The organism is Arthrobacter sp. B0316-1-20 (assembly GCF_059091865.1).
Genome location: NZ_JBNHHC010000004.1, coordinates 440,038 through 452,547 on the forward strand (window position 1 = coordinate 440,038; position 12,510 = coordinate 452,547).

Consider the following 12,510-nt stretch of genomic DNA (forward strand, 5'->3'; position numbering starts at 1 on the left):
GTCAGTTGCGGTCCTGCCGCACAATGAAGACGTCCTTCAGCAGCAGCATCACCGAGGCTGCGACCGGAATCGCCATCAGTGCGCCCAGCACCCCCAGCAGCGAGCCGCCGGCAATGACGGCGATCACCGCCACCGCCCCGGGAACCGCAACAGCCCGCTGCATGACGCGCGGCGAGACGAAATACGCCTCGATCTGCAGATAGGCAAAGTAGATGACGGCGAACAGCGCCGCCGTCTGCCAACTCACCGTCAGGGCCACCAGCGAGACGAGCGCACCGGCAATCACCGCACCGATCAGCGGGATGAAGGCCAGCAAAGCGACGACGAACGTCAGCAAGGCCGTGAACGGCACCTGGGCGATGGTCATGGCGATGAAGGCCACCGCTGCATTGATCAAGGCGACGCAGGCCTGACCGATCACATAGCTGCCCACGCTGCTGCTGATTTCTTCAGACAAGCTCTGTACATGCTGGCGTTTGGACCGCGGAGCCAGCCGGTAGGCCCAGATCTTCAGCGCCGGAAGCGACGCCAGGAAGTACAACGTCAGCACCAGCACGATCAGTGCGCCGAACGCACCTTGCAGGACGGCGCTGCCGACGCCAAGGACCCCGCCGAAGATGCCGGTGACGTTTTCCGAATTGGCAAAAAACTTCGCCAGTTCGACGTCTATGCGCTCTCGGACCTGGAACTGCTCGTCGATGGACTGGAAGAAAGCGGAGTTCAGGAAGTTGTCGACATAGCGGGGGGCATTGGCGACGATCTGGGTGGTCTGGTTGACGATGGTCGGGATCAGCGTGGAGATAAAGGCTGCGACCAACCCGGCCAGGATCAGCACCACAATGATGACGCCGGCCGGACGCGGAAGCCCCTTGCGTTCCAGCCAACGGACAATCGGGTCGAGGCCCAAGGCAATGAACAGCGCCGCCGCAATCCACGCCAGCAGACCACCGACGTTGGTGAGCACAAAGTAAAGCAGCAGGGCGAAACCGACCCCCACTGTAGCCATGAAACCGAAATGGATGGGATGCCGTGCGGGGGACCAGTCTGTGTTGGCTCCCTCAGGGCGCGCAGCAGCCGGGTCATTTCCTTCGGGCGGCATCTCGAACCGGATGCGGGGCCGGGCGCGCGGCATGGACGCCCCGATGCGACCGAGTGCGCCCAAGACGGCACGCTGCCGTGCCGCCGTCAGGGGTGCCGACTCCGGTGGTCCGGCCGGTGGTTCCCCCGGCGCACCGGCGGCAGGCTGGTGGTCTTCGGCATCCGGTCCGTTGCCGGCGTCCGGCATCGGACCGCCCCGGTGTTCGTTCACGCAGCATCCTCTCTTCCGCCTGCAGCCGCTGAAGCTGCGGGCGGGCGCTTCGGTCGCGCGGTAAGCAGCAACGGCTGCAGGATGCGGGCGATTCTGAGCGACAGACTACCAGTATGTAACGGCTCGGCAGCGGATGACGTCTGGCCACAGCGACGCCATCGGCCAGCGGGGGAAACCAGCCTCGCACGGACCCCAAGGCGGTTCGTTACCATAGGGTTATAAAGTTTAACCGACGCCGGGCAAACCGCCCCGGCCCAAAGGCTTGGGCGGACCCGCGGCCCTTGCTTCCTGCACGATCGACGATTGGTATTTTTGTGCGTTTCAAGATTTCCGTGGCCCTGATGGTGATCGGGCTGTTGGCCATCGCGCTGGGCATCGCCCAGCGCACCGTCTGGGCTCCGCCCGAGCGGGCATCCGCCAGCTACACGGCGGAGGCCTCCGCTCCGGTGACCGTGATCAAACCGGAAGTCTTTGGGATCCACGAGGAAGAAGTGGATGTTTCGGTGGAGGCCGACGGCGAGTTCCTGCTGGCCATCGGCCGTGCCGGGGATGTCGACGCCTGGGTCGGGGAGGCAGCGCACACCTCGCTGACCGGAATCGAAGACGGCCAGCTGCAGGGGACCGTGACCGAAGGCGAGGCCAAAGTGCCGAATCCGGCCGGATCCGACCTGTGGGTAAGCCAGCAGCAGGCCGAGGGCAGCATTGAGCACCGCTGGGTGGCTCCGGCCGACGGCGAGTGGTCCATCCTGCTGGCCTCCGACGGCAGCGCGCCGGCGCCGACCAACGTGACGGTCACCTGGCCGAACGACACTTCCGTGCCGTGGTCGCTTGCCCTGATCATCCTGGGAGCCCTGCTGGTGGTGCTCGGCGTGGCAATGGCAGTGGTGTCCCGCCGTCCGAACCGCCAGACGCCGGGCAACGATTCGCCGGGCAACGGCTCGGGTCCGGGCGGCGGAACCGGCAACGGGACTGTAGCCGGCCCGGCGACCGCGCCGCTGGCCGCGACCGACGCCGCCGTGCCGGCCGGCCGCGCTGATGAAGCCGCAACGGCAAATTCGGGCACGGAGAATCCGGAAGAGGGCCGTCCCTCGGGTCGCCGTTCCTTGATGGTCCGCCCCGCGCTTGGCCTGCGTGCAGCGGCCGCAGCGGGCACCGCCGTCGTGCTTGCCGCCGGCACAGTGCTGCCCGCGCAGGCGGCTCCGTCACCGGAAGCCGAGGAGGCGGCCGGCTTCCCGGTGGTGCAAGAGAGCCAGCTGACCCGGATCATGGATGCGGTGGCCGCATCGGTGTCGGATGCCGACAAGGCGCAGGACGCCGGTAAACTGAAGCCGCGCGTCGGGGGAGCGGCGCTGACCGTGCGCGAGGCCAATTACGCGGTGCGGGCCGAAAACGGTAAGGCCGCGGCTCCGGTCCCGGTGGCCGCTGGCCCGATCCTGACCTCGATGGTCAGCACCAGTACAGAGTGGCCGCGGACCGTGGTGACGGTGACCGAAGGCGAGGACAACCCGGTGCCGCAGGTGATTGTGCTGACGCAGCAGGATCCCCGATCGAACTATCGGATGGTGGGCGCGCTGCAAATGCTGCCGGGGACAACCTTCCCGCAGGTCTCCACCGAGAGCAGCGGGACGCCGGCTGTTCCGCAGGATGCCAAGGACGGCCTGCTCTACTCGCCGCAGGCGGCCGTGAAGATGGTTGCCGAGAACCTGGACAGCGGCAAACACCAAAACAAGATTGGCAAGAACACCTTCTCCGACCAGATCCAGAAGATCCAGAAGGACCAGGTCAAATCCAACAAGAGCGCGGATATCTCCTTCCGCCGCAGCGTCGACGACAAATCGCTGAGCGCACTGCGCACGGCCGACGGCGGCGCGGTGGTGTTCGGCCACATCAAGTCCGTGACCAGAAGCGTGCCGGCCGAAGCCGGTGCCACCGTGGAACTCTCGCCTGAGTTCGCGGCGCTGGCCGGGGAAGACTCCACCACCGAAGGCGTGGACGTGACGTACAGCGAAGCAGTCTTCCTGTACGTCCCGCCGGCCGGCTCCGATGAAAAGCTCAACGTGGTCGGGGTGGCCCAAGGCCTGGTGGACGCCGAGCTGAAGTAGAGTCAGCCCGGCCGGGCAACCGGCCGGGCAGCGGCGCTTGCCGCCGCACAATTCCGGACCTTCACCGAGACGTATTAGTGTGATGTTATGACCACTCCAACTCCAGAGCAGGGCCCCGCGCCGTCTTCCGTCAGCCTGCGCGGCGCCGTTGACCTGTCAGCGCTGAAAAAGCCGCAGCAACCGGCTTCGGGTGCGCCGGCCACGGCCGCCGGAACGCCGGCAGCGGGCGACTCCGCAGGCTACATCGTCGAGGTCAACGAGCAAAGCTTCCAGGCACTCGTCCAACTCTCCGCCCAGGTTCCCGTGATCGTGGAGTTGACCGCAACGTGGAGCGACCTGGCGCAGCAGCTGGCCTCCGCCATGGCCGAGGTGACCAACGAGTTTGCCGGCCGGTTTGTGCTGGCCCGGGTGGACGTCGACGCCAGCCCCGGCATCGCCCAGGCCTTCCAGCTGCAGAGCGTGCCGGCCGCCGTCGCGCTGTTGAAGGGGCAGCCGATCCCGCTGTTCCAAGGCGCGGCGTCGGCCGACGAGCTGCGGCAGTTCGTTAACGAGCTGCTCAAGGTGGCCCAAGCCAACGGCGTGACCGGCACGGCACCCGGCGCGGCGGACGCTCCGGCTGAAGAGGAGAAGCCGCTGCCGCCGCTGCATCAGGAAGCATTCGATGCCATCGAGGCCGGCGACTACGCCCGGGCAGCGGCGGCGTACCAGAAGGCACTGGCCGAACAGCCGGCCGACAACGAGGCACGCACGGGGCTGTACCAGGTGCAGTTGCTGGAGCGGCTGCAGGGCGCCGACGCGAATGAGCTGCGCGCCGCCGCCGCCGACAAGACCGACGACCTGCAGGCCCAACTGGCCGTGGCCGACCTGGACATCTCCGGCGGACACGTCGAAGACGCCTTTGCCCGCCTGGTCGGCTTCATCAGCCGGCATGGCGGTGACGAACGGGAAGCGGCCCGGGCGCGGCTCGTAGAACTGTTCGATGTGGTGGGCAGTTCCGACCCACGGGTCTCCAAGGCACGGCAGGCCTTGGCGCGGGCGCTCTTCTAAATGGCCCAGGATTCAGCCGGCGGCCTGTTCGAGCCGATGCGGCTGCGCGGACTGCAGTTGGCCCACCGCGGCTGGGTGGCTCCCATGTGCCAGTACTCGGTCAGCCGCGAGGATGCACCCGGAACGCCGAACGACTGGCATCTGATGCACCTGGGCCAGTTCGCCGCCGGCGGCGCGGCACTGGTTCTCACCGAGGCGACGGCGGTCAACGCCACCGGCCGGATCAGTCCGCAGGACACCGGCATCTGGACCGACGCGCAGGCGCAGGCCTGGAGCCGTATCACGGAGTTCGTGCACCGCTACGGTTCGGCGGACACCAAGATCGGGATCCAGTTGGCCCATGCCGGTCGCAAGGCCTCGACCTACGCACCGTTTGCCCGGGAATCCGGTTCCGTGCCGCACGCCGAGGGCGGCTGGGGTACGGTCGGCCCGACGGCGGAGCCCTTCGGCCGCTACGACGCGCCGGCGGCGCTGGACGAGGCAGGCATCCAGCAGGTCGTCTCCGACTTCCGCGATGCGGCGGTCCGGGCGGTCTGGGCGGGGTTCGACACGATCGAGATCCACGGCGCCCACGGCTATCTGCTGCACCAGTTCCTGTCCCCGCTGGTCAACACCCGCACCGATGAGTGGGGCGGCTCGGCGGCCAAGCGTGCCCGCCTGCTGCTGGAGGTGGTGGACGCGGTCCGCGGCGTGATCCCGGATGCCATGCCGCTGCTGCTGCGTGTCTCCGCCAGCGACTGGGCGGACGGGGGTCTGGAACCGGAAGCGGTGGCCGACGTAGTGTCCCAGGCGGCTGCCCGCGGCGTGGACCTGGTGGACGTGTCCAGCGGCGGCGCAGTACACGGGGTGAAAATCCCGCTGGGTCCCGGCTACCAGGTGCCCTTCGCTGCCGCCATCCGCCGCCAGTCCGGCGTCCCGACCGGCGCCGTCGGGCTCATCACCACGCCTACGCAGGCCGACTCGGTCATCAAGGAGGGCTCGGCCGACGCCGTGCTGCTGGCCCGGGCGGCGCTGCGCCATCCGCACTGGTGGCAGCGCGCCGCCGTCGAACTGGGCCACGAGCTGGCCTGGGCGCCGCAGTACGAGCGTGCGGCCGTGACGGAGAATTATTAGTCCTTGCGGATGATGCCCGCGCGGACATCGCGTTGTTAACGTGGCAGTATGACTTCGCACCCATCACAACCGCCGGTCCAGCAGCCGGACGACGAGAACCCCGGCCAGCCGCCTGCTCCGGCCGGCGCCCAGGCATCCGCCCCTGCCTACGGCGCCCAGGCATCCGCCCCTGCCTACGGCGCCCAGGCACCCGTTCCCGCCCTGGCCGTGCGCGGCCTGGCCAAGCGGTTCGGCGAGAAGATCGCCGTCAACGGCATCAACCTGGACGTGCCGGCCGGATCCTTCTACGGGCTTGTCGGCCCCAACGGTGCCGGCAAGACCACCTCGCTCTCCATGGCCACCGGGCTGCTCCGGCCCGACTACGGCCAGGTCTGGGTGCACGGGGTGGATGTCTGGGCCGAGCCGCTGAAAGCCAAGCGCCTGATGGGCGTGCTGCCCGACGGCGTGCGGCTGTTCGATCGGCTGACCGGCGAGCAGCTGGTCACCTACGCCGGCTTGCTGCGCGGCATGGACCGGGAGACGGTGGCCGCGCGGGTGCCGGACCTGCTGCGGGCAATGGACCTGACCAACGACGCCGGCACCCTGGTGGTGGACTACTCCGCCGGCATGACCAAGAAGGTGGCTCTGGCCACGGCGCTGATCCATGCGCCCAAGCTGCTGGTGCTGGACGAACCGTTCGAGGCGGTCGACCCGGTCTCCGCCGCGAACATCCGCGACATCCTCCACGACTACGTGGCCTCCGGCGGAACGGTGATCGTCTCCAGCCACGTGATGGACCTGGTCCAGCGCATGTGCGACCACGTGGCGGTGATCGCGGGCGGCAACGTGCTGGCCGCCGGCACCGTGGACGAGGTCCGTGCCGGTGCCAGCCTGGAAGAGCGGTTTGTCCAGCTGGTCGGCGGCCGGACCCAGGCGGAGGGGCTCGAGTGGTTGCGCACCTCGTAAGGCTGAAGCTGACCCTGCTGCGCAACGGCTTCAAACGCAGCCCGTGGCAGCTGGTGGGCGTGATCCTCGGCGGCCTGTACGCCATCGGCGTGCTGGCGCTGCTGATCGCCGGGCTGTTCTTCCTCAGCTACACCGAGCCGGAGACGGCACGCATGGTGGTGGTGCTGGGCGGATCCGCGGCGTTCCTGGGCTGGGCGCTGATCCCGATGATGGCCACCGGCGTGGACATGACGCTGGACCCGGCCCGCTTCGTCACCTATGCCGTGCCGATGCGGCAATTGCTGCTGGGCCTCGCCATCGGCGGCCTGGTGGGCATCCCGGGCGTAGTCACCCTGGTGGCAGCGCTGGGGCAAGCGGCCGCCTGGTGGCAGCACCCGGCAGCGCTGGTGGCCGCGGTGCTGTGCGCGGTGATCGCTACGCTCACCTGCGTGGTGCTCTCCCGCGTCACGACGTCGGCGTCCACCACACTGGCGAGCTCGCGCCGGTTCAAGGACCTGAGCGGCGTCATCGGCATCATTCCGCTGGTGCTCCTCGGGCCGATCAGCATCGGCGTCGTCGAGGGTTTCCGCAGCTCGCAGGACTTCCTGCCGGCACTGGCCGAAGGGCTGGCCTGGTCGCCGCTGGGCGCCGTCTGGGCGGTGCCGGGTGACCTGGCGCTGGGCAACTGGGGCGCCGCTGCGGCCCGGCTGCTGATCGCGGTGGCCTTCCTGGCCGTGATGGCCTGGCTGTGGAAGCTGAGCCTGGCCCGTGCACTGGTGACTCCGCCGTACAACGCGGTGTCCCGCAAAGCCGGCGGCAAGCTGGGCTGGTTCTCCCGGATGCCCGGCACGCCGGCAGGAGCGGTCGCGGCCCGGGCGCTGATCTACTGGTTCAAGGACCCGCGCTACGGGGCATCGCTGGTGTCCATCCCGCTGATTCCGGTGGCGGTCTTCTTCGGCCTCTCGCAGGCCGGCGACTTCACCTTCATGCTGTGGCTGGGCCCGATGATCGCCTTCCTGCTGTCGTTCGGCATTTCCGCCGATATCGCCTACGACAACACGGCGTTCGCGCTGCACGTCACCACCGGCGTCAGCGGCTTGGCCGACCGGATCGGGCGCGTCGTCGCCTGCGCGGTGATCGCCCTGCCGGCCACCGTGCTGCTGACCGTGCTGCCGTTCGTCTTCATCGGCGAATGGCACCTGCTGGCCCCCGTCTCCGGGGTCGCGCTCGGAGTACTGCTGACCGGGCTGGGCCTGTCCAGCGTGGTCTCGGCCCGGTACACCTACAACGTGCCGCTGCCCGGCGAGAGCCCGTTCAAGACCCCGCCCGGTTCGACCGCCCGGATGATGCTGGTCCAGCTCGGCGGCCTCGGCGTGCTGGGGCTGCTCTCGCTGCCGGAGGTGGTGCTCGCGCTGATCGGCGTCTTCACCGGCGACGCGCTGTGGGGCTGGCTGGCCCTGGTGGTCGGCGTCGTGCTCGGTGCGGTGCTGCTGGTGGTCGGCGTGGTGCTGGGCGGCCGCTGGTACGACCGCCGCGCGCCGGAACTCTTCCAGGCCGTGGCGAAAAACAAATAGCGGGCCCACTCGGCTGCCACGGCAGGTGAGGACGACGGCGGAGGCGTGCTCCGCCGTCGTCCTTCCTTTTTCAGGGGTTAAGATGGATGGCATGAGTCTTCCCCCGGATCCTTTCGAAAACGACCCCCGCGCGCCGCAGACCCCGGGCGGGTCCACCGCGACGATCGAGCGTGAAGAACTCCGCGAAGAGCTTGAGCCAGGCGACCGCGAACGCTTTGCGCACTATGTCCGCAAGGAAAAGATCATGGAGTCGGCACTGTCCGGCGAACCGGTGATCGCCCTGTGCGGCAAGGTCTGGGTGCCCGGTCGCGACCCGAACAAGTTCCCCGTCTGCCCCGACTGCAAGGCCATCTACGAAGGCCTGCGCCCCGGCGGCGACGATTCCGGCAAGAAGAAGTAGCCCCTCCCACTCATCTGAAGCGGGCGCGTCCGGCGTCCGCCGCGCTGCCCCCTGCCTGCAAAGAAAGCTAGCCCTGGTTCCTTGATGACCGAATCCACTGCCGTCCGCGCGCCCGGCGCGATGTCGGCTGCCTACCGGCCGCTGACGCTGGGACTGCTGGCAGTGATTACGCTGGCGGCGTTCGAGGCGGTGGCGGTGGCGACGGCGATGCCGGTGGTGGCGGCCGACCTGCAGGGAAAGTCTGCCTACGGGCTGGCCTTCTCCATGTTCCTGACAGCCTCGCTGCTGGCCAGCGTGGTGGCCGGTGTCTGGTCCGATGCCAAGGGCCCGCGCCCGGCGCTTGGCGCAGGGCTGGTGCTGATGGTGGCCGGTCTGGTGCTGTCCGGGGTGGCCGGAGAATTCTGGGTTTTCACCGCCGGCCGGGCCGTGGCCGGGCTGGGCGGCGGCTTCGCCATCGTGGCGGTCTATGTGATCATCGGGCAGGTGTATCCGCAGCGGATGCAGCCGGTGGTGTTCGGCTGGCTGGCTGCGGCCTGGGTGGTGCCATCGCTGGTGGGGCCGCTGGCCGCCGGCGTGGTCGCGGAGTACCTGTCCTGGCGCCTGGTGTTCTACGGCGTGGCGCCCATCTTCCTGCTGGCCGTGCTGGTCATCTGGCCGCGGACGCGGAGCGTGGGGGCACCGGAGAACCCGACGACGGACCGGCGCGCCGGACGTCTGCAGGCGGTGCGGGGCCTGATGCTGGCCGGCGGCGTCTTCCTGGCCCAATGGGCCCTGTTCGAAGTAGTCGCCGGCGGGCCCGCCTGGCAGCTGGTGCTGCTGTACGTGCTGGCCGCCGGGGGAGTGGTGCTGGCGCTGGTGGCGCTGCCCAAGCTGATGCCGGCCGGGACCCTGCGGCTGCGCCGCGGGCTGCCCAGCGTGATCGCCACCCGAGGGCTGATCAATCTGGCGTTCTTCGGCGCCGAAGCGTTCATCCCGCTGATGCTGGTGGCGGCGCACGGCATCTCGCCCGCCACCGCTGGCCTGGCCCTGACAGCCGGCGCGGTGGGCTGGAGCATCGGCTCCTGGCTGCAGGCCCGCGTGCAGACGGCGCGGCACCGGATGCTGGTGATCGGCTCCGGCATCCTGACCGCCTGCATGGGGCTGATGGCACTGGTCTCGGCCCCGTCGGTGCCGCTGTGGGCGCTTATTGTGGTCTGGGCGCTGGCCGGGTTTTCCATGGGGGTGGCGTTGTCCACCACCTCGGTGCTGGTGCTGAAGATGTCCGCTCCGGAAGAGCGCGGACGGAACTCCGCGTCGCTGCAACTGGCCGACCAGCTGGGCGGCGTGGTGGGAACCGCGGGAGCGGGAGCGCTGTTTTCGCTGCTCCGCGATCCGGACAACCCCGGCGCGATCGGGGTCTACGTGGTTATGTGGCTGGTGCTGGCCGTGGTTGCGGCCGGCGGAATCTACACCGGATGGCGCAGCGCGGAACGGACGGAAGACAGACAGGAACAACGGGAGGAGGCCACCGAATGAGCAATGACACACTATTTGGCGCGGGACCGGTGCTGCCGCCGGCTTACCCGGAACGTGCCGCGTGGGGCACGGCGCCCAAGCTGCGCCAGTGGCAGGCCGAGGCCCTGCAGAAGTACTTCGAGATGGCGCCCCAGGACTTCCTCGCCGTGGCAACGCCCGGGGCCGGCAAAACCACCTTCGCGCTGCGCGTGGCCACCGAACTGGTGGACCGGGGGCTCGTCAATCGGATCACCGTGGTGGCGCCGACGGACCACCTCAAGCGCCAGTGGGCGGACGCCGCCGCCCGGGTGGGGTTGGCCATCGACCCGAACTTCAAGAACTCCGACGGGTCGCACGGCCGTGACTTCATCGGCGTCGCCGTCACCTATGCGCAGGTGGCGATGAAACCGCTGCTGCACCGGGCCAAGACCGAAGCCGCGAAGACGCTGGTGATCCTGGACGAAATCCACCACGGCGGCGACGCGCTCAGCTGGGGCGACGGCATCCGCGAAGCCTTCGAACCTGCCGTCCGGCGGCTGGCGCTGACCGGTACCCCATTCCGCTCCGATACCGCGGCCATTCCTTTCGTGGAGTACGCCGAAGACAAGGACGGCATCCGCCGTTCGCGGGCCGACTACACCTACGGCTACGGCAGCGCGCTGCGCGACCACGTGGTGCGCCCGGTGATGTTCATGGCCTACTCCGGGGAAATGCGCTGGCGGACCAGCTCGGGGGAGGAGTACGCAGCCTCGCTCGGCGAGGCCGCTGTGACCAAGGACATCACCGCACAGGCGTGGCGGACGGCCTTGAATCCGCAGGGCCAGTGGATTCCGTCCGTGCTGGCTGCCGCCGACAAGCGGCTCACCGAGGTCCGCCGGGCCGTGCCCGATGCCGGCGGGCTGGTGATCGCCACCGACCACGACGACGCACGTGCTTATGCCGGCCAGCTGAAGAAGATCACCGGGGAATCCCCGACGGTCATCCTCTCCGACGACGCCGGTGCCTCCGAAAAGATCGAGTCGTTCTCCGCCGGCGACAGCCGCTGGATGGTTGCCGTGCGGATGGTCTCCGAAGGCGTGGACGTCCCGCGGCTTTCGGTCGGCGTCTACGCCACGTCCACCGCCACTCCGCTGTTCTTCGCCCAGGCCGTGGGCCGTTTTGTGCGCGCCCGGAGGCGCGGCGAAACGGCCTCCGTCTTCCTGCCGTCGGTGCCGAACCTGATGGAACTGGCCAACCAGATGGAGCTGGAACGCGACCACGCGCTGGACCGGCCGGACAAGGACAACGACGAAGGCTTCATTCCCGAAGAGGCGCTGATGGAGCAGGCCAACCGGGAGGACAAGGCCTCGGGGGAGCTGACCAAGCAGAAGTTCGAGGCGCTGGACTCCCAGGCCTCCTTCGACCGGGTGCTGTTCGACGGCGCCGAGTTCGGCACCGGCGGAGAGATCGGCAGCGAAGACGAACTGGACTTCCTGGGCATCCCCGGCCTGCTGGACGCCGAGCAAGTGGGCGTGCTGCTGCGCCAGCGCCAGCAGGAGCAGCAGACCCGCAAGCGCCAGCGGGCCGGAGGAACGGCCGCCGCTGAGCCCGCGCCGGCCTTGGTGGACCACCGGCAGCTGACCGAATTGCGCAACCAACTGGCCAAGAACGTCTCCGCCTGGTCGGCCCGCTCGGGCATGCCGCACGGCGTGGTCCACTCGGAGCTGCGCCGGGTCTGTGGCGGTCCGGCCGTGGCCCAGGCCAACGAAGAACAGCTGAACAAGCGGTTGAAGAAGCTCCAGGACTGGTTCATCGGCCGCAAATAACCCCTCGGTGATCGACCAAAGGCGCTCGCGCCTGCGTGGAGATCCGGCCCGGTTCCGGTGATCGACCAAAGGCGCTCGCGCCTGCGTGGAGATCGGTCTCGCCGACGTCCTGTGGAAATCCCCTGCCGCTTCCACTACCTTTTGGCACACTGGACCTCCGGACAGGAGGCGGCATGCCATACATGTACATCCTGCAGTGCTCCGACAACAGCTTCTACGTCGGGAGTACGTGGGACCTTGAACGGCGGATCAGTGAGCACGGGTCTGGTGCAGGGGCTGCATACACGGCCCGCCGCAGACCGGTTCGTCTTGTCTACTGTGAAGAATTCAGTCGAGTAGAGGACGCGTTCGTTCGGGAGAAGCAGGTTCAGAACTGGAGCCGTGCCAAACGCATAGCGCTTATTGAGGGCCGCCTGAAGGATCTCAAGAGCAACATGAAATAGCCGGATGGACAGCCGGAACTCCGGGTGACAGGTCAGCGGGCGACGGGCTCTCCACGTAGGCGCAAGCGCCTTTGGTCGATCACCGGCGGTGGGATCTCCGCGCGGGCGCGGGTGCCTTTGGTCGATCACCCGGGGCGGACGGCGGGATCTCCACGCAGGCGCATGCGCCTTTGGTCGGTCACCGGTGGCGGGGCCTTCGCGGGGGCGCGGGTGCCTTTGGTCGATCACCCGGGGCGGACGGCGGGATCTCCACGCAGGCGCATGCGCCTTTGGTCGGTCACCGGTGGCGGGGCCTTCGC

General features: G+C 68.7%; 10 protein-coding genes. 9 read left to right on the forward strand and 1 reads right to left on the reverse strand.

The features are described from left to right. Position 1 precedes the first annotated feature (1 nt). A complete protein-coding gene (locus AC5RW2_RS09455; RefSeq protein WP_493950093.1) occupies positions 2-1,285 on the reverse strand; it encodes an AI-2E family transporter in 1,284 nt (427 codons plus the stop codon). A 338-nt stretch (positions 1,286-1,623) separates the two neighbouring features. On the opposite strand from AC5RW2_RS09455, the gene AC5RW2_RS09460 reads away from it, so the two are divergent. The 9 genes from AC5RW2_RS09460 (at position 1,624) to AC5RW2_RS09500 (ending at position 12,211) form a co-directional block, all read left to right on the forward strand. Next, entirely contained in the window at positions 1,624-3,411 is a 1,788-nt protein-coding gene (locus AC5RW2_RS09460; protein ID WP_493962823.1) for a DUF8094 domain-containing protein, read from the forward strand. 87 nt (positions 3,412-3,498) lie between these two features. Beyond that, the gene (locus AC5RW2_RS09465; RefSeq protein ID WP_493962822.1) at positions 3,499-4,458 is read left to right on the forward strand and encodes a tetratricopeptide repeat protein; all 960 of its coding nucleotides are present in this window, start codon (positions 3,499-3,501) and stop codon (positions 4,456-4,458) included. After that, positions 4,459-5,571, forward strand: a complete 1,113-nt coding sequence (locus tag AC5RW2_RS09470; protein ID WP_493962821.1) for an NADH:flavin oxidoreductase/NADH oxidase — start codon at positions 4,459-4,461, stop codon at positions 5,569-5,571. Positions 5,572-5,619: 48 nt separating this feature from the next. Then, positions 5,620-6,516, forward strand: a complete 897-nt coding sequence (locus AC5RW2_RS09475; protein ID WP_493962820.1) for an ABC transporter ATP-binding protein — start codon at positions 5,620-5,622, stop codon at positions 6,514-6,516. After that, complete coding sequence (locus AC5RW2_RS09480; protein ID WP_493962819.1) at positions 6,498-8,069, forward strand: transporter; 1,572 nt, start codon at positions 6,498-6,500, stop codon at positions 8,067-8,069. Before AC5RW2_RS09475 ends, AC5RW2_RS09480 begins: the two co-directional genes overlap by 19 nt. 82 nt (positions 8,070-8,151) lie before the next feature. Beyond that, on the forward strand, positions 8,152-8,469 hold the full coding sequence (locus AC5RW2_RS09485; protein WP_493938880.1) for a DUF3039 domain-containing protein: 318 nt from the start codon (positions 8,152-8,154) through the stop codon (positions 8,467-8,469). Positions 8,470-8,553: 84 nt separating this feature from the next. Beyond that, positions 8,554-9,984 carry an MFS transporter gene (locus AC5RW2_RS09490; protein ID WP_493962818.1) on the forward strand — a complete coding sequence of 477 codons (1,431 nt, stop codon included), beginning with the start codon at positions 8,554-8,556 and terminating at the stop codon, positions 9,982-9,984. Next, positions 9,981-11,768: a DEAD/DEAH box helicase gene (locus AC5RW2_RS09495; protein WP_493962817.1), complete on the forward strand. Its 1,788-nt coding sequence runs from the start codon at positions 9,981-9,983 to the stop codon at positions 11,766-11,768. The genes AC5RW2_RS09490 and AC5RW2_RS09495 overlap by 4 nt, the downstream gene beginning before the upstream one ends. 182 nt (positions 11,769-11,950) lie before the next feature. After that, positions 11,951-12,211 (forward strand): GIY-YIG nuclease family protein, encoded by a 261-nt coding sequence (locus AC5RW2_RS09500; RefSeq protein WP_494073900.1) that lies wholly within the window; start codon positions 11,951-11,953, stop codon positions 12,209-12,211. The last annotated feature ends 299 nt before the right edge of the window (positions 12,212-12,510 follow it).

What these genes read in the sequence shown, in the direction of transcription:
- AC5RW2_RS09490 (WP_493962818.1), top strand. Translation starts at nt 8,554, where the DNA reads ATGACCGAATCCACTGCCGTCCGCGCGCCCGGCGCGATGTCGGCTGCC.
- AC5RW2_RS09455 (WP_493950093.1), bottom strand. Translation starts at nt 1,285, where the DNA reads ATGCCGGACGCCGGCAACGGACCGGATGCCGAAGACCACCAGCCTGCC.
- AC5RW2_RS09465 (WP_493962822.1), top strand. Translation starts at nt 3,499, where the DNA reads ATGACCACTCCAACTCCAGAGCAGGGCCCCGCGCCGTCTTCCGTCAGC.
- AC5RW2_RS09500 (WP_494073900.1), top strand. Translation starts at nt 11,951, where the DNA reads ATGTACATCCTGCAGTGCTCCGACAACAGCTTCTACGTCGGGAGTACG.
- AC5RW2_RS09485 (WP_493938880.1), top strand. Translation starts at nt 8,152, where the DNA reads ATGGATGGCATGAGTCTTCCCCCGGATCCTTTCGAAAACGACCCCCGC.
- AC5RW2_RS09475 (WP_493962820.1), top strand. Translation starts at nt 5,620, where the DNA reads ATGACTTCGCACCCATCACAACCGCCGGTCCAGCAGCCGGACGACGAG.
- AC5RW2_RS09470 (WP_493962821.1), top strand. Translation starts at nt 4,459, where the DNA reads ATGGCCCAGGATTCAGCCGGCGGCCTGTTCGAGCCGATGCGGCTGCGC.
- AC5RW2_RS09495 (WP_493962817.1), top strand. Translation starts at nt 9,981, where the DNA reads ATGAGCAATGACACACTATTTGGCGCGGGACCGGTGCTGCCGCCGGCT.